The organism is Aurantimonas manganoxydans SI85-9A1 (assembly GCF_000153465.1).
GTDB lineage: Bacteria > Pseudomonadota > Alphaproteobacteria > Rhizobiales > Rhizobiaceae > Aurantimonas > Aurantimonas manganoxydans.
Map to the genome: position 1 here is coordinate 706,243 of NZ_CH672387.1, position 21,639 is coordinate 727,881.

The following is a 21,639-nucleotide window of genomic DNA, read 5'->3' on the forward strand; positions in this document are numbered from 1 at the left end:
CCGCGATCGCCCGGGCCGGCGGACACCAGCCGACAGATGGACGAGACCATGACCGGAGCCAGCGCCGCCGCAACAGGCCGGCCGAGCACCAATACGCTCGGCATGGGGATCATGCTGTTCGGCATTTTCCTGTTCATGGTCAACGATACGCTCGGCAAATGGCTGGTCTCGACCTATTCGGTCGGCCAGGTGCTGCTGATCCGCTCGGTGGCGGCGTTGATCATCCTGGCGCCGTTCCTCGCGCGCACGGGGCTGAAACCCTTGGTCAGCCTGGAACGTCCCGGCATGCAGGTGCTGCGGGTGATCTTCGCCACCGTCGAGGTGCTCGCCTTCTACGGCGCCGTCGCCTATCTGCCGCTCGCCGACACCATGGCCTACTGGCTGGCCGCGCCGATCTATGTGGCGGCGCTCTCGCCGATCTTCCTGAAGGAGCGCGTCGGCATCCGGCGCTGGACGGCCATCGTCATCGGCTTCATCGGCGTGCTGGTGGTGCTGCAACCGTCGCAGGCGAGCCTGACCGCGCCGGCCTTCATCGCCATCGGCGGCAGCCTGACCTTCGCGCTGATGATGATCACCGCGCGCAGCCTGCGCGGCACGTCGGACAAGGCGCTGGTCTTCTGGCAGACGGTCGGCGCGCTCGTCGGCGGGGCGATCCTGGCGCCATTCGGCTGGGTGACGCCGGACCCCCTGGATCTGGGGCTGCTGGCGATCCTCGGCGTCGTGGCGATGGCGGCGCATATGTGCGTGACGCGGGCATTCAAGCTCGGCGATGCCGCCGACATCGCGCCGCTGCAATACACCATGCTCGTCTGGGCGATCCTGTTCGGCTACCTGGTCTTCGGCGACGTGCCGCGGCTGACCATGCTGTTCGGCGCGGCGATCATCATGGGGGCGGGACTGTTCATCTTCTTCCGCGAACGCCAGCTTGCACGCCGCGTGAGCTCGGCCCAGCCGGTGACGCCGGGCTGATCGCCCGGCGTTTGACGAGCCGAGGCGGGCCAACCGGGCCCGCAGGCGGATCAGCCGCAGCGGACCTGCGTGACCCGGTTGGCGTTGTCGGTTTCCATATTCAGCCGGCCGGAGACGAACTCCTGGGTGACCGGCTGGTTCGGATACAGAACCCGCACGGTCTCGGCGCCGGTGGCCGCCTTTGCCGCTTCCACCGTCTCGACATTGGCGATCTCGCCGATGAGATACCGGGCCGCTTCCGGATTGCAGCTGCCGATGGCCGGGCCGCCCGGCGCCAGTCGGCCGTTCGTGCCGGCAGTGCCGCCGCCCGGCATCGGAGGCAATGCGGTCCCGCCGCCCATGCGGCCATCCGACTGCGCCCTCAGGCCCGCCGGATCGAGGCGCTCGGAGGCGCAGCCGGCCACCAGCAGCGCGGCGCTCGTCAAAAGGGCGAGGGATATGGGGCGCATCATCGAAACATCCTTCATCATGTTCTTGCTCGGGCAGCGTCGAAGACCCGCCCGATTCTGGTCGATTCGCCGCAACCCTAGGGCAGGCACCGGCAGGGAAGGAAGCGGCAAGGCGGCGAAAACCGCGAAGTCGGCGGCAGGATCGCGTCAGATCGGGACATTTCTGCTAGTCTTCGACCGGCGCGCACGTCGTGCTCGCCGGTCCGCAAGAGGGAAAATTTCACATGGCCATTCTCATCCTCGGCCTGGTCATCTTCCTCGGCGTGCATTCCCTGCGGATCGTCGCGGAGCCGACGCGCGACCGGCTGCTGGCGCGGTTTGGCGAGAACCAATTCAAGGGCATCTACTCGGTCCTGTCGCTCGTCGGGCTGATGCTGATCATCTACGGCTATGGCGCCGCGCGCATGACGACTGTGCTGCTCTACGCGCCGCCGCCGGGCCTCGGCCATCTCGCGCTGCTCCTGGTGCCGGTGGCCTTCGTCCTCGTCGCCAGCGCGTATCTGCCGACCGGGCGGATCAAGACGGCGGTCCGGCACCCGATGGTGCTGGGCGTCGGCCTGTGGGCGCTGGGGCATCTTCTGGCCAACGGTATGGTTGCCGACGTGGTGCTCTTCGGCAGTTTCCTGGTCTGGGCGGTCCTCGATTATGCCAGCGCGGTCCGCCGTCCGATCCCGGCATCGGCGGGGAGGGCGCCCAGCCTGCGCGGCGATCTCCTGGCGGTCGTCGTCGGTCTCGGCCTCGCGGCGGCGTTCATCCTGTGGCTGCATCGTTGGCTCTTCGGCGTCGCGCCGATCGCTTAGCGGTTCATCACGGTGCGCACGCCCTTTCACCTGCGGCAAAAATCGTTAGAAGACCCCAAGTGTTCTTGCGTGCCGGGCCGATGGTCCCGGCGACGGCCGGTTTTCGAAGAGTGGATGGATGAGCGACGACAGTTTCTTTCGCGAAGTCAGCGAAGAGCTTCGCCAGGACAGGGTGAAAGCCATCTGGACGCGGTTCGGGACCTATATCCTGGCCGCGGTCATTCTGGTGGTCGTCATCACCGCGGCCGTCGTCGGCTGGGACCGGTACCAGACCGCCCAGGCCAACGCCTCGGGCGATGCCTATCTCGCCGCGCTGCAGCTGGCGCGTGACGGCAAGCCCGACGAGGCGATCACCGCGCTCGACGCGCTGGCGGCCGACAGCTACGGCGCTTATCCCGATCTCGCCCGCATGAGCATCGGCGGCGTCTATCAGGCGCAGGGCAAGTTCGACGAGGCGGTCGCCGCCTTCGACAAGGTGGCGGCGGATGCCGGCGCGCCCGATGCGTTGCGCGACATGGCCGCCGTGCGTGCCGCCTATGTGCTGGTCGACCATGGCGCGCTCAGCGACGTTCGCAGCCGTGTCGAACGGCTGACCGGCGACAGCGAGGCCCTGCGCTTCCCGGCCCGCGAAGCCGTGGCGCTGGCCGCCTGGAAGGCCGAGGACACCGAAACCGCGACGATGCTGTTCCAGCAGCTGGTCGACGATCCCGGCGCACCGAACGGCATCATCAGCCGCGCACGGCTGATGCTCGACCTGATCGCCGCCGGCAAGCCGATGCCCGAGGGCACCGTGATGCCGGAGGAGATCGGTGCTGCGACGGCGCCTGCAACCGACGCCGCTCCGGCGGACGCAACGGCGCCCGTCGCGGGCGTTGAAACGACCGCCCCGGAAGCTACGCCTGCGGCGCCGGCGACCGAGGCGCCGGCCGCTGCCAGCGACGGTGCCGCCACCGAGGGTGCAGCGAGCGGGGCTCCTGCGAGCCCGGATGCGGCTACGGACGCCGCGCCGGCTGCCCCCGCCGCCGACCCGGCGCTACCCGAGGGTGCTGCCGCACCGAGCGTCGCCGTTCCCACGACCGGGCTCGGCATCGCCGATCCCGCGGCCACCCCCGAGGCTGCTGCCCCGGAACAGGCCGAGCCGACCACGACCGACGCGCCGCAGAACGCGCCGGCCGCTCCGGCGCCAACCAGCGCCGACTGAACCGCTGCGGCGTCGTCGCCTGCGGCCGGGTTCACCCGGCCCGGACGTTGCCGCAAACCGATCGGATCGGGGCAGAGCTCGCACGTGACACACGGCCGGCGCCCCGATCGCAACCGGCCCCGGCTTCGTACCGGTGTGCCCCATCGCTCCGGAGGAGCGCGGAGACCGTCATGGTCACCATCGCCATTATCGGCCGACCCAATGTCGGCAAGTCCACCCTGTTCAACCGCCTCGTCGGCAAGCGTCTGGCGCTGGTCGACGACCGGCCCGGGGTCACCCGCGATCGCCGCACCGGCGACGCGACGCTGCTCGACCTCGATTTCGAGGTGGTCGATACGGCCGGCCTGGAAGAAGCCGGCGCCGACACGCTGGAAGGCCGGATGCGCACCCAGACCGAGACGGCGATCGCCTCGGCCGATCTCTGCCTGTTCATGATCGACGTGAAGGCCGGCGTCATGCCCCAGGACAGGGCCTTCGTCGAGATCATGCGCCGCACCGCCGGCAAGGTGATCCTCGTCGCCAACAAGTCGGAAGCCCGCGGGGCGGAAGCCGGCATGCTCGACGCCTTCGAGTTGGGGCTGGGCGAGCCGATCGGCATTTCCGCCGAGCATGGCGTCGGCATGGGCGAATTGCGCGACGCTATCCTCGAGGCCTTGGGCGAGGAGACCTTCGCCGACGACACGCCGGAGCCCGAGGAAGCGCTGGTGGACGTGCCGGTGGAGGATGACGAGGTCGAGCCCGTCTACGACGCCACCAAGCCGCTGCGGATCGCCATCGTCGGCCGTCCGAATGCCGGCAAGTCGACGCTGATCAACCGGTTCCTCGGCGAGGACCGGATGCTCACCGGCCCGGAGGCCGGCATCACCCGCGACTCCATCGCCAGCGAATGGGAATGGCGCGGCCGCACGATCAAGGTCTTCGACACGGCCGGCATGCGCCGCAAGGCGAAGGTCCAGGAAAAGCTGGAGAAGCTGTCGGTGGCCGACGGCCTGCGCGCGATCAAGTTCGCGGAGGTGGTGGTCGTCGTGTTCGACGCGACGATCCCGTTCGAGCGCCAGGACATGTCGATCGTCGATCTGGTGATGCGCGAAGGCCGGGCGCCGGTCATCGCCTTCAACAAGTGGGACCTGATCGAGGATCGCCAGGAGGTGCTGGCCGACCTGCGCGAGAAGACCGACCGTCTGCTGCCGCAGGCGAGGGGCATCCGCGCCATCACCGTGTCGGGCGAAACCGGCGAGGGCGTCGAGCGTCTGATGAAGGCCATCGTCGATACCCACGAGGTCTGGAACAAGCGGATATCGACGGCGAAACTGAACCAGTGGCTCGACCGTATGGTTACCAGGCATTCTCCGCCCGCCGTCGCGGGGCGCCGGATCAACATAAAATACATGACGCAGGTCAAATCGCGTCCGCCGACGTTCATGATCTCCACGAGCCGCCCGGATGCGCTGAACGCGTCGTATACGCGCTATCTTATCAATGGGTTACGCGAAAGCTTCGGGCTCTTCGCGGTGCCGATCCGCCTCGGTTTGCGCAAGCCGGACAATCCCTACGCCGGAAAACGCAAGCGTCCGTCTTGAAATCGCCATCGTCTGTTAACCAAGAAACAAGGTTAATGGGGGACGTTGGGTGACGCCCGTTGTATGACGCAGGCTTGATGGGGGAATGATGACGGCTGTTGAACAGCACGCGGGGACACGCCTGCAGAAACTGTCGAAGGCTCGCGCGGCCAAGGCCGTGGTTCTGGCCACCGGCTGTTTCGCTTCCCTCGCGATGGTGACCAGCCCGGTCGCCCGTCAGGACATGACCAGCCTTCTCGGCGGCTCCGGTCATGCAAACCAGTGGCGGGCCTATTTCGTTCCATCGAAAATCGGCACCACGGAAACGGCGGCCATCGCCTTCGCCGGTTCCGATCTGCGCGAGCCGATCCCCGCCGGCCTGAAGCTGCCCGAGGGCATGGAAGCCGTCGCCGCACCGCGGATCGAGGCGGCCATCGCCAAGCCCGAGGAAACCCGGATCATGCGTGAGGACAAGGGCGCCCGCGTCCTGTCGCTCGTTCCGGCCAGCAACCTGCCGCCGCGCGGCTTCTCCGCCGGTTCGATCCTCGAGCGCCAGTCGCTGCTCGGATCGCGCGTCGTCGGTGGCCAGGAGCGCATCCGCACCGCCTTCTCCAAGGTCACCCAGACGACCAAGGAGGCGATCACCGTCGCCATGAACTTCCAGCTTCAGGGCCCGCCGAAGATCCCGGGCGCTAAGACGCTGACGCCGAACGACAAGATCATGCTGGCCTCGCTGAAGCCCTCGGCCGGCGACACCAACGCCCTCGGCTACGCACCTTCGACGGGCAGCGCACGGACCTCCTCGCTGTTCGAGACGATCCTCAAGGATACGCCGGAAGCCTTCATCCCGCCGATCGGCGACAAGGACCATGCCTGGGCGGCAACGCCGCTGCCGGCGGAGACCATGTCGAAAAAGGAGCAGAGCTGCCTTGCCAATGGCCTCTATTTCGAGGCGCGCGGCGAGAGCACCATGGGGCAGGCCGCCGTGGCGCAGGTCATCCTCAACCGCGTCCGCAACCCGGCCTTCCCGAACACGATCTGCGGCGTCGTCTACCAGAACAAGAACTGGCGCAATCGCTGCCAGTTCTCCTTTGCCTGCGACGGCGCACGCGACCGCGTGTCCGACAGCGGCTCCTGGGCCAAGGCCAAGCGCATCGCCGAACAGGTCACGCGCGGCGAGATCTGGATCAACGAGGTCGGCTCCGCGACCCATTACCACGCCAATTACGTCCGCCCCCGCTGGGCCGACGCGATGGAGCGGGTCGACAAGATCGGCAAGCACATCTTCTACCGCACCTTCAACGGCGGCTGGTAAGCGACAGGGTCTTCGCGAAGGCCTGCTCGCCGCGGCAGCCATGACCGCGGTCCTGCGCTGGGAGGATTGTCTCCGCGGCGAGGTTTTCGACCCGAACCATTCCCCTTGGCGAAGCGATGCTGTAGAGCGCCGTTAAGACAGCGGTACGGTTCGGGGAAGACATCATGGCTCAGAACAGCAAGCGACTTCTGGAAATGCTGAGCGCGCAGCCGGTGGTTCCGGTGGTCGCCGTGGAATCCGCCGCCGAGGGCGTCGCGCTGGCCCGTGCGCTTGCCGCCGGCGGCCTGAAGGCGATCGAGGTGACCCTGCGCACCCCGGCCGCGCTGGAAGCGATCATGGCGATCGCCAGCGAAGTTCCGGAGACGCTCTGCGGCGCTGGCACCGTTCTCACCCCCCGCCAGTTCGACCGCGCCACCAAGGCCGGTGCGCAGTTCATCGTGTCGCCGGGGGCGACCATGGAACTCCTCGACGCTGCGCGCTCGTCCGAAGCGCCCATGCTGCCGGGATCGGCGACGCCGAGCGAGCTGATGGCAATGCTGGAAGAGGGCTACGAGGTGCTGAAGTTCTTCCCGGCCGAACAGATCGGCGGAGCGGCGTTCCTCAAGTCGATTTCGCCGGTGTTTCCGAGCCTGCGCTTCTGCCCGACCGGCGGCATCTCGATGAAGAATGTCCGCGACTATCTGGCCCTGCCGAACGTCATCTGCGTCGGCGGCTCCTGGGTCGCGCCCAAGGCGGCGGTCGAGGCCGGCGACTGGGATGCGATCACCGCACTCGCCCGTGAGGCCGTCGCGCTGCGCAGCTAGCGCTTGCGCCGTTGCCGTGTGACCCGGCTTCGCAAGGCGGGAACGGTCCCGGCTCATCGCGCCGATGATCGCACGGGACCTTGGCAAATCATCTTGACGCGGCAGCGTCCGGCGAGCATTGTCCCGCCAGCGCGGGCGTAGTTCAGTGGTAGAACGCAAGCTTCCCAAGCTTGATGTCGTGGGTTCGACCCCCATCGCCCGCTCCAGCCGCATCAGCACCTGTCCCGACATCGTTCCTGCCGCGCCGGCTGCTTTTTCGCAGTCAATTCGGCCGTCGAGCGCATGAAGCGGGTCGCGACGTAAAACGCCAGCCGCGAGGGCTGGCGTCTCGGGATGTCGGGGGGCGGCGTCGCCCGTTATCTGAACAGGCTGAGCGCAATGTCCGGGGTCGAATTGGCCAGCGACAGGCTCTGCACGGCCAGCTGGCGCTGGGCCTCGAGCGCACGGTAGCGGGTCGAGGTCTCTTCCATGTCCGCGTCGACCAGCCGCGAGATGCCCTGTTCCAGCGTCTGGGTGACGGTCCGGGTGAACTCCGTCTGCATCTCCAGCCGCTTGCTGATGGCACCGAGGACGGCAGCCCCGGACACGACGCGCTGCTGCATGGTGTCGACCTGCTGCAGATAGTCCTCGATCGCGTTCGGATTGGCGGCCACGTCCACGTCGAGAATGCCGATCGCGGTGAGGGGCTCGATGTTCACCTGCAGTCCGCTGACAACCATGCGCGACTTGGTGCCCGCCTCACGATTGGCTGCCGGATCGAGGCGCAGGACGATGTCGCCGGCCGTCTCCTCGATCAACAGGTCCGGAATGTCGTTCAGATCCGTCAGGATGGCATGCATGTCCGCGGCCGTGTTCACCCAGCCGTCGTCGGTGCCCAGCACCCGGTCCACGAGATCGCGGTCGATCAGATAGGACCGCGAAACGTTGTTGGCGGTCAGCGAGTACGAGACCTCGACGTCCCGGTAGATCCGGAAGGGCTGGAAATCCAGCGTGACGGTCGAGGCGCGCTCGCCATAGGTCGTTGCGGTGTTGCCGAGGCCGCCCGTGCCGGAGGCCGTGGTAGCGAAATTCTTGATGGCGAAGGAGGCGCCCGGCTTTCCGCTGGTCTCGCGGTCACGGAAGTTGATGGCGTTCGGGACGAGATCGTATGTCTGCGTGGTGGAATTCCAGACGGTGACATGACCGACCGAGACTTCATTGCCCGTTATCGCCGCGTCGAGGACCTGAATCATCTCGTGGTAGTCCGCGACCACGCCGTCCGTCCGTCCGGTCGTTGCGTCGACGAGGGCCCGGTCGATGACGACGGAGATGTCCTGGCCGGGATCGTAGGGGCCGGGCAGGCCGGGGGTGGCAGGGTTGTCGGCATCGACCGTCATGGTGAAGGTCATCGTGTCGCTGAGGCCGAAGGTCACCGGACCGCTGAATGTGAACGTGCGGTCGACCGAGCTGGCGGTGTTGTATGGGGAGCCGTAGTAGGCAGTGTTGCCGAAGCGCAATCCGCCGATGGTTCTGGGGCTGCGGGGATCGGGCTGCAGCATGCCGCCGCCATCGACGTTGAACAGGGACGTCTTCTGCAGATCGACGCCGATCGTGCCGACCGACAGCCCCGACGTGCTGGATCGCGACAGCGAGGCGACCAGCATGGTCGAGCGGCGGTCCACGGGCGTCTCGTAGATGTCGGGCAGGTTGGTCTGGAGCCAGTTCTGACCGGAGAAGCTCGCGGCCTGGGATGTGGCGACGATCGCGGCCTGAAGCTGGCTGATCTCGGCCTGCACCTTCTGGTGGTCGACGCCGGGCTCCATGGCGACCACCAGCCGCTCCTTGATGTCGGCCAGCATGTCGCCGACCTGCACCATTGACGTGTAGGCGACGTCGGTCGTGGCCGAGCCAAGGCCCAGCGCATCGGCGACCGCACCGAGCGCCTTAACGTCGGAGCGCATGCCGGTCGCGATCGACCAGTAGGACGCGTTGTCGGCCGCCGAGCCGACCCTGTAGCCCGTGGCCATCGCGGTCTGGTTCGCGTCCGATGCAGATTGCAGCGAACGCAGGTTTGCAAGCGCCGTCATCGCGGCGCCGTTGGTCCGGATACTGATCATGCGGAGGGCCTCGTAAGGCGGGCTTAGATATGTTTAACGATATAGGTTCCGGTTGCTTAACAGAGCCTTATCGCCATCAGCAGTGGTATTCGCGGAATGCATTGCCGGCTATCTCTCGACGCGGGAGTCTGCCAAGCGAAGGGGTTCGGGTCGGGCCCGCGGGGCGTCTCGGCGGCATTGCGCGGCTGGAGATGCAGGGGCTTGCTCGGGGCGCGCGACGCTGTGCGTCTGACCGGGATCGGGCTCCGCCCATCGTCTGCTAGTGACGTTCAGACGGGCGACCACACCGGGTCGTTAGCCTGCTCGGAGAAGACCGCGGGAAGGCGCTGGGGAGCAACGTGAGGTAGAGCAGGCGTCTGCGAGCGGCGGCGCCACGTGGCGCTGGGGCGGTGCCGATCGCGGGCGCGAGCAACACGGCGACAGGGCCGCGACGCGCCTATGCCTCGTCTTCCCGCCGCGCTTTGCGCGGCGGAGACCGGTATCGGGATTCGTCGTAAACGGTCTCAGACGACACGATCGTGTGCCTCGGGCAACCGGGTCAGGACGCCTGCTGTTGATCCGTCGCTGCGGCCGTGGCACGGGCGATGATCGCCTCGACGCGGCAGGCGATCGCCTGGCTGCGGGTCTCCGCGGCGTCGAGCGCCAGGCCCCAGCGGTCGAAATCCCGTGCATGCTCCCAAAGCCCGCTCGCGCAGGCTTCGAGGTGGTCTATCGTCGCCGCTGACAGCGGCGCGGCCGTGACCGGCCCGGAACGGGAATCGCGTCTGTCCTTCATGGCACGAGCCTAGCATGGGGGATCGCCGGGTGACTGCGGGGCGCCCGCAGTTTCCGGTGGACAAGTGGGGATAACGGGGAATGTCGCCGGGCTTGCCCGAGAGAGCGTTGCGTCATCTCCGAGGGCTAACCGCCTGCAATTCTTAACCATCCGTTAACAAAACGGTGGCCGACGAACCGCAGCCGTGCATATTCAATGATCAAGAAGCAATCCAGCGGCATTGCAGGAGAATAGCATGTCCACGATGACGGCAGCCAAGGATACCACCCCAGATATGACGGATTTTCTCACCGAGGAATTGTCGAGAGACTTTGCCGATCGCAACGACAAACCGAGTGCGGCGTCGAATGTGCTGTCCGGGCCGCCGCTGATCATGGACGAACCGGTACCGCGGCTGCCGCGCCGCATCGAGGGAGGCTTTACGGGTCTCGGCCATGATCTCGACCGGCACGGCCGCGATTGCCGCAACGCGGTGCGGCTGATGGAACAGCTGCGTCCGCTGCTCGAGACGGCGGAAGCCGAGCGTGTTCGCCTGAGCCAGGCGCTGACGCGGATCCTGCCGGAGATCGAGGAGCACGGCCGCGGACTCGCCACGATGATCGAAAGCGCACGCAAGGGCGACGTAAGCGGCGATCTGGCCGGCAAGTTTACCAAGAGCGCAGCCAAGCTCGACGAGCTGGAGAGCCTGGCCGAGGCGATGAACGTCAACCTCATGGCAGTCCGCTCCGCCTGGGAACAGTATGCCCGCGCAGCCATCCAGGCCCAGCGCCTGCGGGATGGGCTGAAGGGGCACTGACGCGATCTTGCGGCTGCGATCCCTCAGGGGCGCCGCAGGGGGCTTTCAAAAGACGGGCGGCCGGCATGGCCGCCCATCTTGCGTTGGGTGCGGCTCGCCCAGGGGGCCATTCACATTCCGGGGCAGAGACGCCTAGCTGGCGCTGAAATGCGGTTCGGTGCGGTAGCGCTGGTCGTGCAGATTCGCCCGGGCGCGGAGATCGTGATGGGTCTTCTCCCAGCGGTGGGGATCGCGCGCGAGCTGGCACACTGCGCGCAGCGACGCGAGCGCGATCAGCAACCAGTAGAGATGAACGAGCGCGTAATATTTTGGCAGGGTGGCGCGTTCCTCCGGCCGCAGCGCCGGCAGTGACAGAGCGACGAAGGCGAAGAAGCCGCCGGTCGCGTTGAACAGGTCGAGCGCGAAGATCATGCCGGCAAGGCCGCCGGGCAGGCCGTGATTCAGCGCCGACACCAGCGTCGACAGCACCAGCACGAGAAACACCGGCTGGATCAGCGCCGAGGCCAGCATGCCGACGAACAACATCTGGAACACCGCGAAGCTGATCGGACCGAGTTCACGCCACAGCCGGCGCGGCTGACGCATGTGGACCAGCCAGGTCTGCAGCCAGCCCTTCGTCCAGCGTGTGCGCTGGCGATACCAGACCGGCCAGCGTTCAGGCGCATCCTCCAGCGTCGGTCGTGTCAGCGTGCCGATCTTCCAGCCTTCGCGATACAGCCGCATACCGAGATCGGCATCCTCGGTGACATTGTGGGAATCCCAGGCGCCTACCGCCGTCAGGCAATGGCGGCGGAAATGGTTGGACGTGCCGCCCAGCGGCAACGGCAGGCGACGGCGCGCGAGCCAAGGCAGAAGCCGCCGGAACAGTGCCGCATATTCCAGCGCGAAGAGGCCTGTAAGCCAGTTCTGGTCGCCATTGCGCACGACGAGCGGCGCCTGCAGGCAGGCAAGGTCACCGGGGCCGTTGCGGAAGCCGTGGAACGCCTCGCGCAACTGTCCGGGGTCCGGTTCGTCCTCGGCGTCATAGAGCGCGACGAACTCGCCGCGGCATAGCGGTAGGACGAAGTTCAGCGCCTTCGGCTTGGTGCGCGGCTCGCCGGGCGGCACGGCGACGATCTCGAACTGCGGCAGTCCGGCCGTCGCGCGGCGCGCCTCGCCGATCGTCGCCGGATCGTCGGCCTCACAGACCAGCTTGATCTCGATGCGGCTGGTCGGCCAGTCGAGACGCGACAAAGACGCGACGAGGCGCTCGATCACTCCCGTCTCCTGATACAGCGCGACGAGCACCGAATAGACGGGCAGGGGACCCGCCTCCACGTCTGCTCCCTGCTCGGGCTCGGGCTCTGGCGGAGCCGGCAACGCCGCGACGATGCGGATGGCGAGACAGGCGGCAAAGGCGATGCCGACCAGCGGATGCAGGACCGTGACCGTTGCGGACGGGGCCATGGCGAAGGCTGCGAGAATGGCGCAGGCGGCGAAGGCCAGCAACGCCGCCTGGCCGGCCTCGACGACGGTCCGGGCCGAGCGACGCGGCGCGCTTCGGGCAAGGCTCAGCGTGGCATCCTCGATGCGCCGCGCGGCGCTGCGGGACGCCAGGGCCGCGGCGATGTCGGCTTCGGTGGTCAGTCGGGCCTTGCGACGGATGTCCGGTTGCTGGGCGAGCAATGCGGCGACCCGGTCGAGGTCTTCCAGTCGCGGCTGCAGGAACAGCTTGGTCTCCAGGTCCGTGCCGCAGGTCTTCAGGAGCCGTGGGGACGGGATGGGCTGGTGATCGGGAAGGCCGATAAGCCGTTCTTCCGCGGCGATGGTCTCGCATGGCAGATCCAGCGCTGCTGCCATGAGGCGTGCCAGCCGATCGGCGGTGACGTGCCGGCCGGCGATCAGTTCGGCCGCGAGGTCGGTCCGGTTGTCGGTTGCCGCGCGCCGGGCGTGTCCGAGGGCTTCCGCGGTCAGGCCCAGCCGGGCGATGACGCGGTCGGTGACGCCTCCGGTGAAACGGGGCCCACCCGGCGGTTGCGATGGAGCATCGTGCAGTTTCGGACGCGTGAAGCGGGCATTCTTGCGTATGGCCGGTTGCGGGCCATAAGGTCCCGCCGCATAAGCCGTTCGAGGATTGGTCTGATCGTCACGCACGCAAACGACCCGCTCCAGATGAAGTGTCGGGGCGCCGGCCGGCACCCAATTGCATCGTGTGCGAGAGATGACGCAAGGGAAAGAAATCTATGCGGGTATGTTTCGCGTCAGGGTTGTTTCTGGTTGGAATACTCGTGTCCGCCGCTGGATTCCTCGGGGATGCGGTGACCGGTGCTGCAACCGTGAAGGCCCAGGTGGCGACGCCGAACTTCTTCGATCAGCGCCAGCGCATGACCAAGCCCGATCTCGGCGCGCGCACGCGCATCCGCTTCCTGACCACGACCAACTACCCGCCGTTCAACTTCCTCGACCGGCGTGGCCGGCTGGCCGGGTTCAATGTCGATCTCGTCCGGGCGATCTGCGAGGAGCTGGATATCCTGCCGCGCTGCCAGATCGAGGCCATGGCGTTTCGCGACCTGGTGCCGGCACTGCAGCGCGGCGACGGGGAGGCGATCGTCGCCGGCCTCTCGATGACGCCCGACACCCGGCGCGACCTCGCCTTTACCGAACCCTATTTCCGGTATCCGGCACGCTTCGTGACCACAAAGGAGGCGCCGGTGAAGGAGCCGGTCGCCGACACGCTGGCCGGCAAGCCGGTGGGCGTAGCCGAGGGCAGTGCCCATGCGGCCATGCTGCGCAGCTTCTTTCCGCAGATCGACCGGCGGCTGTATCCCAACCGCGACGACGGACTGGCTGCTTTGCGCAAGGGCGAGATCGCCGCTTACTTCGGCGACGGCGTCGGCCTGTCCTTCTGGCTGGAGAGCAATGCCGCCGAGGATTGCTGCGGGTTCTCCGGCGGGCCGTTCCTGTCGGACCGCTTCCTCGGCGAAGGACTCTCCATCGCCGTGGCGCAGAAGGACGAGGAACTTGCCCGGGCCTTCGACTACGCGATCGGCCAGCTCGTCGAGAGCAAGCGGTTTTCCGAACTGCTACTGCGCTACTTCCCGGTCAGCGCGTTCTGACGGCGCTGCGCTAGAGGCGCCGGTAGCGCACCCGGGCGGAATGCTCGATCGCGCCCGCGGTCAGCCGGTCGAGCTCGAAGGCGTCGCGCAGCATTTCCAGGAAGCGCAGTTCCGGCTGGCTGGCGTGGACGTCAGAGGCGGCAACTTCGATCGCCAGCGCATAGGCCGTTTCGTACAGCTTTTGCGGCAGCGCCGACATCAGGTTGTCGATAATCGTCTGCAGCCCGTCTTCTTGTTCGAGGATATGGCTGCAGCGCTCGGAAATGCCGTTCAGCCGGCCCCGATCGAAGCCTTCGAAGACCGGCAGCGTGTCGAGGATGGCCTGCAGTTCCCGCAACTCGTGGTCGCTGATCGCGCCATCGGCCGCTGCCATCGACACCATGAGATGAACCAGGGCTTCGCGCGGTCCGAGATCCGACATTGTCTGCCTTCCTTGCTTCAGGGCTACCCTCGGCAAGCTATGCACCCGGGGCGGCCGCAACAAGCCGTCATTCGGCGTGGGCGGCTTTTGTTGACGCGCCGCCGGCTTCTTTCTAGACCGGGCGGCACCTGACGGTCCCCCGCCAATCTGCGCGTCCGCTTCGCAGTGCGCGCGGACGCCCGGGACCCGGATTTTCGAGGAATGCCTTCATGCCGAGCCCGCAGCCGGACACCGTCGACGTCGATCTCTTGCGGACCGAAGCCATGGCGTCGAATGCCTGGCCCTTCGAGGAAGCGCGCAAGCTCCTGAAGCGCTTCGAGAAGAGCGGCATGCCGGCGGAAGTCCTGTTCCAGACCGGCTACGGCCCATCCGGCCTGCCGCATATCGGCACCTTCGGCGAGGTCGCGCGGACCTCGATGGTCCGCCACGCCTTCACGGTCTTGACCGACGGCGCCGTGCCGACGCGGCTCCTGTGCTTCTCCGACGACATGGACGGCCTGCGCAAGGTGCCGGACAACGTGCCGAACCGTGAGATGCTGGCGACCCATATCGGCAAGCCGCTGTCGCGGGTGCCCGACCCGTTCTCCGACGATTATCCGAGCTTTGCCGCCCACAACAATGCGCGGCTGCGCGCCTTCCTCGACCGGTTCGGCTTCGACTACGAATTCGCCTCGGCCACCGATTACTACGCCTCCGGCCGCTTCGACGCGACGCTCCTGAAGATGCTCGCCGTCTATGACGAGGTGCGGGCGATCATCCTGCCGACGCTTGGCGCCGAGCGGCAGGCGACCTATTCGCCCTTCCTGCCGATCCATCCGCGCACCGGCATGGTCCTGCAGGTGCCGACCGTCGAGCGCGACGTCGAGCGGGGCATGATCGCCTATCTCGATCCGGAGACCGGCGAGCGGATCGAGACCACGGTGACCGGCGGCGCGGTGAAGTGCCAGTGGAAGGCCGACTGGGCCATGCGCTGGGCCGCCCTCGGCGTCGATTACGAGATGGCCGGCAAGGACCTGATCGATTCCGTCACCTTGTCGTCGAAGATCTGCCGGGCGCTCGGCTCGGCGCCGCCGGAGGGGTTCAATTACGAACTCTTCCTCGACCAGAGCGGGCAGAAGATCTCCAAGTCGAAGGGCAACGGCCTGACCATCGACGAATGGCTGTCCTATGCGTCGCCGCAGAGCCTGGCCTTCTACATGTTCGGCAAGCCGCGCGCCGCCAAGCGGCTGTTCTTCGATGTCATCCCGAAGGCGGTGGACGACTACTACCAGTTCGTCTCCGCCTATCAGCGCCAGGAACTGCGCCAGCAGTTGCAGAACCCGGTCTGGCACATCCACAACGGCACGCCGCCGGCCAAGGGTGTGCCGGTACCGTTCGCCATGCTGATCAACCTCGTCTCGGCTTCCAACGCGTCGAATGCGTCGACCCTGTGGGGCTTCATCACCCGCTACGCACCGGGGGTGACCGCCGAGACCGATCCCGAGCTCGATCAACTCGTCGGCTATGCGCTGCGCTATTACGAGGATTTCGTCCGGCCGGCGAAGACGTTCCGGGCCCCGGACGCGGTCGAGCGCGAGGCGCTGGAATCGCTCGATGCCGCCTTTGCGTCGCTGCCGGCCGATGCCGATGGCGAGGCGATCCAGAACTCGCTTCTGGATGTCGCCCGGCCGATCGAGCGGTATCAGGACCACAAGAAGTCGGGGCCGCAGGGCGGGCCGGGCGTCTCCGGCGAGTGGTTCCAAGCGCTCTACCAGATCCTGATCGGACAGGAAAAAGGTCCGCGTTTCGGCTCCTTCGCGGCACTTTACGGCCTAGCCGAAACCCGCGCCCTGATCCGCGACGCACTGGAAGGCCGGCTGGCTTCGGGCGCCTGACGCGCGGGGCTGTCTCCGCTCGAACTGAACTGCGGCGGGCATTCGCCGCCGTCTATCGCCAGATGCCGCGCTTCTCGCGCCGGGCTTCGGCCTCGGCGTCCTGATAGGGACCGCCGGGCGCCGCCTCGGCCCAGCCATTGCGCACGATCCATGCCCCGACATCGTCGCCGCGCAGTGTGCAGGCGCTGGTGACCGTCTCGTCACGGTCGCCGAAATCCTCCGGGACCTCGCAGCGGATCGAGCGCGAGCGCAGATAATTGCGCAACTCGGTGCGCGCCCGCATGCCGCAGGGCCAGGCGCTCGCGCCCTCGCCGCAGCTGCGCTCCAACGGGAGCGACGCGATGCCGGGCAGGGCGATCGTGCCACGGCCGATCGTCAGATGCGCGGTGTCCCGGGCGATCGGGCGGAGCAACAGGATCTGCCGGGTTTCGATGTTTTCAGGCTCGGCGGCCTGCTGCGGCGACGGGTCGGGCTCGCGCGGTGGCAAGCGGCGCAGCGGGCCGTCCGTCGCGGGGCCGCTGGTGATGCCATCGGGCGTGACGTTCCGACCGAGGCGGGGCGCGAGGCCGTCGCCGGCAGGGGCGAGCGCCGGCTGGGGCGCCTCGGGTGCCGCGGCCGGCTCGGCCGACCGCTCCGCCGTGGACGGGACAATGCGGGCCGGCTCCTCCGGTTCGCGGGGCGAAGGCAGCATCCAGAGCAGGAGAGCGGCCAGTGCCGCAAGGCCGAGGGCGACGAGCAGCGTGCGGATCACGCGCCGACGGCCGCCGATCCCGCGCAGGGCCCGCTCGTCCCGCCGCCGGGACGCGGCTGCAGGATCACTGGCTGGCCCACAGGATGCGCGCCATCCATTCCACCTCGTCCATCTGGAACTGGCGGTCGGGGAAATCCGGATTGGTGGAGGCCAGCTCGATGGTACGGCTGGTCTGGCGCTGCAGGATCTTGGCCATCACCTCGCCCTCGCGGGTGCGCACCACGACCCGGTCGCCGCGCCGGACGGCGGCGGCCGGCGAGACGATGAGAATGTCGCCGTCGCGGTAGAGCGGCATCATGGACTGGCCCGACACCTCGAGGGCGTAGACCGTTTCGTCGCCGGTCGAGGGCAGGGCGATCTCGTCCCAGCCCTGGCCGGCCGGAAAACCGGAATCGTCGAAGAAGCCGCCGCCGCCGGCCTCGGCAAAGCCGAGCAGCGGCACACTCATGGCGGGGCTGGGCGAGCGGGGAACGCCCGGCGTCTCGCCGCGCATCAGCGCCGCGAATTCCTCGATGCTGGTGCCGGTCGCGGCGATGACCTTGGCGATGGATTCGGTCGAGGGCCAGCGCGGGCGCCCGTCGCTGGCATTGCGCTTGGACTTGTTGAAGGTCGTCGGATCGAGGCCAGCACGCCGGGCGAGGCCGGAGGGCGACATCCGGTGACGGGTCGCCAGGGCGTCGATCGCCAGCCATATCCGGTCATGGGAAAACATCGTGTGCGAAGCCCGGTCTGCGTCAGAGGAATAAATACCTCTGACCGGTCTTAAAGCGCCATGGTGCCGCTGTCCATATCGTAGCGTCAAATTCTTCGGAAGCGGTCCGGCCCTGCTGTTGCGCACCGGTGCGCCGCTGGGCAGAGGCATGGCTGGTGCCATATGCTCTTCCAGCCTTATGGACGGGGCTGCCGACGCGCGGCGTATCGGTGGCGGCATAAGATGGCAGGAACGGAATGACGGCATGGATCTGAAGTTCGCGGCGCATACCAGCGAGGAAACCCGGCGCCGGGCCAGCGAGCCGGGACGCGGCCGCAGCGCCGGCGGACCGATGTCGATCCCCTGGAAGGGCTGGAAGGACATCTGCCTGCGCATCTACGCCTCGTTCTTCGACGATCGCGTCATGCTGATCGCCGCCGGCGCGACCTTCTACCTGCTGCTGGCGCTGTTTCCGGCCTTTGCCGTCTTCGTCTCGCTCTATGGCTTCGTCGCCGACCCGGTCTCGATCGGCGAGCATATCGCCTTCATCGGCCAGTTCCTGCCGACAGCCGGCACCGAGCTCCTGGAATCGCAGCTGGCGCGGCTGGTGAGCCAGGATTCCTCGTCGCTGTCGCTGGGCTTCGTCAGCGGCCTGCTGTTTGCGCTGTGGAGCGCCAACAACGGCATCAAGACCCTGTTCGAGGCGATGAACGTCGCCTATGGTGAGCGCGAGCAGCGCAGCTTCTTCAAGCTCAACCTCGTCGCCTTCTGCTTCACCCTCGGCGCCATCTTCATCGGCATCGTGCTGATCGTCACCGTCGGCGTCGTTCCGGTGGTCATGGCCGTCTTCGGCCTGCAGAGCTTTTCGGAGATCATGATCGCGGCGATGCGCTGGCCGGTGGTCTTCGGACTGATCGTCGTCGCCATCGCGATGATCTATCGGTATGGGCCGAGCCGCCGGCGGGCCCGCTGGAAATGGGTGGTCTCGGGCGCGCTCCTGGCGGCCGTGGTCTGGCTGCTCGCCTCGCTCGGCTTCTCCTGGTACCTGCAGAACTTCGCCAATTACAACGCCATGTACGGCTCGCTCGGCGCCGTCATCGGTTTCATGATGTGGGTGTGGATTTCCTCGCTGATCTTCATCATCGGCGCCGAGATCAATGCCGAGATGGAGCACCAGACGGCGCACGACACGGTGAACGACCCGCCCAGGCCGATCGGCGAACGCGGTGCCCGGGTCGCCGATACGCTGGGCAAGAGCTCGCGGCGCGACCCCGCCCCCACGGCGGAGAAGCGCGGCCTGTTCCGGCGCAAGCACAAGCATCCCGCCTGACGGCTTGCATGGCCGGCCAAACCAGTCTCTTTTTGCGAGGTTGAGGGGGAGGCCGCATGTCCATCAGCCTGTTCGAGCTGTTCAAGATCGGGATCGGGCCGTCGTCGTCCCACACGGTGGGGCCGATGTGGGCGGCGCGCCGCTTTCTCGACCGGCTCGACGATCGCGGGTTGAAGGGCGAGACTGCCCGGGTCGTCGTGCATCTCTACGGTTCGCTGGCGCTCACCGGCACCGGCCACGGCACCGACAAGGCGGTGATGCTCGGACTGGCCGGCCTGCAGCCCGACACGCTCGACCCCGACGATGCCGAGGACCTGTTCGCCTATATCCGCGACAAGGGCGAGCTGCAGCTCGACCGCGGCCAACGCGTGCCGTTTCGCGACGGCGAGGAACTGATCTTCCTGAAACGCGAACGCCTGCCGCACCATTCCAACGGCATGCGCTTCACCGCCTTCGACGCGGCCGACCGGGAGATCGACAGGGCGGACTATTACTCCGTCGGCGGTGGCTTCGTGATGTCGGCGGAAGACGCTGCCGGAGCGGCGCCGGTGCTGACCAATGCCCGCGCGCCCTACGAATTCCGCTCCGGCGACGAGCTTCTGGCGCTGTGCGAGGCGCATGGCCTGTCGATCGGCGAGGCGGTGCTCGCCAACGAGGAAACCTGGCGCTCGCGGGCGGAGATCCGCGACGGTATTCTGGGCATTCGCGATGCGATGCTCGATTCCATCGAGCGCGGCTGCCGGATGGACGGCATCCTGCCGGGCGGCCTGAAGGTGCGGCGGCGGGCCAAGCAACTGCACGGCGAGCTCCTGCGAAAGCCGGAAAAGGCGCTGCGCGATCCGCTGACGACACTCGACTGGGTCAATCTCTATGCGCTGGCCGTGAACGAGGAGAACGCCGCCGGCGGCCGGGTCGTCACCGCGCCGACCAACGGGGCAGCCGGCGTCATCCCGGCGGTGCTGGCCTATTACGAGCGCTTCGTGCACGGCGCGACGGACGACGGCGTCGTCACCTTCATGGCGACATCGGCGGCGATCGGCGCGCTCTACAAGCAGAACGCCTCGATCTCGGCGGCCGAGATGGGCTGCCAGGGCGAGGTGGGCGTTGCCTGCTCGATGGCGGCGGCCGGCCTCTGTGCCGTCCTCGGAGGGACGCCGCGACAGGTGGAAAACGCCGCCGAGATCGCCATGGAGCACAATCTCGGCCTGACCTGCGACCCGATCGGTGGGCTCGTGCAGATCCCCTGCATCGAGCGCAACACGATGGGGGCGGTGAAGGCGATCAACGCCGCGCGCCTGGCCCTGAAGGGCGACGGCACGCATTTCGTCTCGCTGGACAATGTCATCGAGACGATGCGCCAGACCGGCAACGATATGAGCGAGAAATACAAGGAAACCGCAATGGGCGGGCTCGCCGTCAACGTCACCATCTGCTGAGCGGCCGTGGCGGCATCACCGGCGGTCCCCATGCCCGTGACCGGGCATGGGGTGGCGTATCAGCCGCGTTGGTCGACGAAATCGCGGAAGACGAAGCCGCGCTGGCCATTCGCCGAAACCTCGCACCAGGAGGTGCAGGCGATGACGGTGACCGCCATGCCCTTTTCCAAAACGGCGACGATGGTCGCGTTGTTCTCCGGCTTGGCGCGCATGTTGACGCTGGCCGTGACGATGCCGCCGGGCCCTTCCTCCGGCTGTGCGGCCGCGAGCTCTTCCTGCGCCGGGGCGCTGTCGACAGGGACCGCGGGGGCAGTGCCGCGCAGGGCTTCCTCGACGGTGAGGGGGGCGGAATCGGTCGACGGCGGCGTCTGCGCGGTCGGGACCTGCGGGACGATCGGGCCGAGGGGCGCGACGGTGTCGAGATCGATCGCGCCGGGGCGTGGCGGTTCGATGCTGTCGGCGTCGGCGATGATCGGGCCGACGCTGCCGGTCGTGCTGAGATAATCGGGATTCTCGACGGCTGCGACGAGCTGGGCCGCATCGGGCGGCAGGCGCAGATTGAGTGCCGCGGCCACCGCGGCCTCGCTCATGGCAGGGGGGCGGGCGACGGTCTCGGGCATGGCGGCAACGGCGGGACGCAGGCGACTGCCGGTCTCGGCCGAGGCAATCCGTTCAACCACCGGCGCCATGGCATCGGCCATGCGCCGGGCGATAGCCGCGTCGTCGGATGTCGCTGGGGTGGACTGCGCGACCTGAGGGGCGTCGCCGGCCGAAGAGCTCGTTCGCAGGAGCGTCGGCATCAGCGCGGCGACGATGGCCACCGAGGCGATCGTCGCCAGAATATAGGCGGTAACGGGCCGCCGCCGCAGGCGCGTGAAGAAGCCGGGCGGCCGGCCACGGTTCGGCAGCCGTCCGCTTGGCTGCCTACCCTGGACCAGACGGTCGACCCAGCCGGTATCGGCCTGCCGGCGATCGTAATCCGAACGACGCTCGACGAGGCGCCTGCGGATCGCCTCCTCGCTCGGCCGATGTCGATTGCGCGGCCCCCTCGTCATCCTGCTTCTCCTCGTCGGCCGCGTGCCGCGCCGGGCGCCGATGGCAGCTCCGGGGCGCGCCTGCCGCAAATGTCCGCGCGCCATGGCTGGCGCGTCGGTGCGAACGTCCCTCGTCTTGTCTTAAAGCTTTAAATTATGGCCGTTCGGCGTTGCAAACCGTTTCGTCACTGAATGAAAAGCATTCGCCGCTTGTGCGCAAGAAAAAGGGGAGAACCGGTTCCGG

General features: G+C 67.6%; 19 protein-coding genes and 1 tRNA gene. 12 read left to right on the forward strand and 8 right to left on the reverse strand.

Going from position 1 to position 21,639, the window contains the following annotated elements; all coding sequences use genetic code 11:
* Window positions 1-48 precede the first annotated feature (48 nt).
* Window positions 49-969, forward strand: a complete 921-nt coding sequence (locus SI859A1_RS03440; RefSeq protein ID WP_050767661.1) for a DMT family transporter — start codon at window positions 49-51, stop codon at window positions 967-969.
* Between the two features lie 50 nt (window positions 970-1,019).
* Here SI859A1_RS03440 and SI859A1_RS20140 read toward each other — a convergent pair whose 3' ends face one another.
* Window positions 1,020-1,421, reverse strand: a complete 402-nt coding sequence (locus SI859A1_RS20140) for an I78 family peptidase inhibitor (protein WP_192847179.1) — start codon at window positions 1,419-1,421, stop codon at window positions 1,020-1,022.
* Window positions 1,422-1,642: 221 nt separating this feature from the next.
* Between SI859A1_RS20140 and SI859A1_RS03450 the strand changes: the two genes are divergently transcribed.
* The 6 genes from SI859A1_RS03450 to SI859A1_RS03475 all read left to right on the forward strand — a co-directional run bounded on the left by SI859A1_RS03450 (window position 1,643) and on the right by SI859A1_RS03475 (window position 7,302).
* Window positions 1,643-2,218 carry an NnrU family protein gene (locus tag SI859A1_RS03450; protein WP_040325158.1) on the forward strand — a complete coding sequence of 192 codons (576 nt, stop codon included), beginning with the start codon at window positions 1,643-1,645 and terminating at the stop codon, window positions 2,216-2,218.
* A gap of 118 nt (window positions 2,219-2,336) precedes the next feature.
* On the forward strand, window positions 2,337-3,419 hold the full coding sequence (locus tag SI859A1_RS22355; protein ID WP_009208471.1) for a tetratricopeptide repeat protein: 1,083 nt from the start codon (window positions 2,337-2,339) through the stop codon (window positions 3,417-3,419).
* A 170-nt stretch (window positions 3,420-3,589) separates the two neighbouring features.
* Window positions 3,590-4,999 carry a ribosome biogenesis GTPase Der gene (gene der / locus SI859A1_RS03460; protein WP_009208472.1) on the forward strand — a complete coding sequence of 470 codons (1,410 nt, stop codon included), beginning with the start codon at window positions 3,590-3,592 and terminating at the stop codon, window positions 4,997-4,999.
* Window positions 5,000-5,084: 85 nt separating this feature from the next.
* Window positions 5,085-6,293, forward strand: coding sequence for a cell wall hydrolase (locus SI859A1_RS03465; RefSeq protein WP_009208473.1), 1,209 nt, complete (start codon window positions 5,085-5,087; stop codon window positions 6,291-6,293).
* A gap of 164 nt (window positions 6,294-6,457) precedes the next feature.
* Complete coding sequence (locus SI859A1_RS03470; RefSeq protein WP_009208474.1) at window positions 6,458-7,096, forward strand: 2-dehydro-3-deoxy-phosphogluconate aldolase; 639 nt, start codon at window positions 6,458-6,460, stop codon at window positions 7,094-7,096.
* Between the two features lie 131 nt (window positions 7,097-7,227).
* A tRNA-Gly gene (locus SI859A1_RS03475) sits at window positions 7,228-7,302 on the forward strand.
* Window positions 7,303-7,452: 150 nt separating this feature from the next.
* Here the strand turns inward: SI859A1_RS03475 and SI859A1_RS03480 are convergent.
* Together SI859A1_RS03480 and SI859A1_RS03485 are read right to left on the reverse strand one after the other, a co-directional pair.
* A complete protein-coding gene (locus SI859A1_RS03480; protein ID WP_009208475.1) occupies window positions 7,453-9,192 on the reverse strand; it encodes a flagellin N-terminal helical domain-containing protein in 1,740 nt (579 codons plus the stop codon).
* A gap of 538 nt (window positions 9,193-9,730) precedes the next feature.
* A complete protein-coding gene (locus SI859A1_RS03485) occupies window positions 9,731-9,967 on the reverse strand; it encodes a hypothetical protein (RefSeq protein WP_040325161.1) in 237 nt (78 codons plus the stop codon).
* A 235-nt stretch (window positions 9,968-10,202) separates the two neighbouring features.
* On the opposite strand from SI859A1_RS03485, the gene SI859A1_RS03490 reads away from it, so the two are divergent.
* A complete protein-coding gene (locus SI859A1_RS03490; RefSeq protein WP_192847180.1) occupies window positions 10,203-10,763 on the forward strand; it encodes a hypothetical protein in 561 nt (186 codons plus the stop codon).
* A 132-nt stretch (window positions 10,764-10,895) separates the two neighbouring features.
* Here the strand turns inward: SI859A1_RS03490 and SI859A1_RS03495 are convergent, their stop codons facing one another.
* The gene (locus SI859A1_RS03495) at window positions 10,896-12,896 is read right to left on the reverse strand and encodes a glycosyltransferase family 2 protein (protein WP_148233716.1); all 2,001 of its coding nucleotides are present in this window, start codon (window positions 12,894-12,896) and stop codon (window positions 10,896-10,898) included.
* Between the two features lie 164 nt (window positions 12,897-13,060).
* Here SI859A1_RS03495 and SI859A1_RS03500 point away from each other — a divergent pair, with 164 nt between their 5' ends.
* Window positions 13,061-13,858 carry a transporter substrate-binding domain-containing protein gene (locus tag SI859A1_RS03500; protein ID WP_244400890.1) on the forward strand — a complete coding sequence of 266 codons (798 nt, stop codon included), beginning with the start codon at window positions 13,061-13,063 and terminating at the stop codon, window positions 13,856-13,858.
* A gap of 10 nt (window positions 13,859-13,868) precedes the next feature.
* Here SI859A1_RS03500 and SI859A1_RS03505 read toward each other — a convergent pair whose 3' ends face one another.
* A complete protein-coding gene (locus SI859A1_RS03505; RefSeq protein ID WP_024349109.1) occupies window positions 13,869-14,279 on the reverse strand; it encodes a tellurite resistance TerB family protein in 411 nt (136 codons plus the stop codon).
* A gap of 209 nt (window positions 14,280-14,488) precedes the next feature.
* Here SI859A1_RS03505 and SI859A1_RS03510 point away from each other — a divergent pair, with 209 nt between their 5' ends.
* Window positions 14,489-16,153 carry a lysine--tRNA ligase gene (locus SI859A1_RS03510; RefSeq protein ID WP_009208480.1) on the forward strand — a complete coding sequence of 555 codons (1,665 nt, stop codon included), beginning with the start codon at window positions 14,489-14,491 and terminating at the stop codon, window positions 16,151-16,153.
* Window positions 16,154-16,205: 52 nt separating this feature from the next.
* On the opposite strand, the gene SI859A1_RS20145 is transcribed toward SI859A1_RS03510, so the two are convergent.
* Window positions 16,206-16,904: a thermonuclease family protein gene (locus SI859A1_RS20145; protein WP_009208481.1), complete on the reverse strand. Its 699-nt coding sequence runs from the start codon at window positions 16,902-16,904 to the stop codon at window positions 16,206-16,208.
* Between the two features lie 64 nt (window positions 16,905-16,968).
* A complete protein-coding gene (locus SI859A1_RS03520) occupies window positions 16,969-17,616 on the reverse strand; it encodes a LexA family transcriptional regulator (RefSeq protein WP_009208482.1) in 648 nt (215 codons plus the stop codon).
* 244 nt (window positions 17,617-17,860) lie between these two features.
* Here SI859A1_RS03520 and SI859A1_RS03525 point away from each other — a divergent pair, with 244 nt between their 5' ends.
* Window positions 17,861-18,925: a YihY/virulence factor BrkB family protein gene (locus SI859A1_RS03525; protein WP_050767422.1), complete on the forward strand. Its 1,065-nt coding sequence runs from the start codon at window positions 17,861-17,863 to the stop codon at window positions 18,923-18,925.
* A 56-nt stretch (window positions 18,926-18,981) separates the two neighbouring features.
* Entirely contained in the window at window positions 18,982-20,361 is a 1,380-nt protein-coding gene (locus SI859A1_RS03530; protein WP_009208484.1) for an L-serine ammonia-lyase, read from the forward strand.
* Between the two features lie 59 nt (window positions 20,362-20,420).
* On the opposite strand, the gene SI859A1_RS03535 is transcribed toward SI859A1_RS03530, so the two are convergent.
* Complete coding sequence (locus SI859A1_RS03535) at window positions 20,421-21,416, reverse strand: SH3 domain-containing protein (protein ID WP_040325163.1); 996 nt, start codon at window positions 21,414-21,416, stop codon at window positions 20,421-20,423.
* Between the last annotated feature and the right edge of the window lie 223 nt (window positions 21,417-21,639).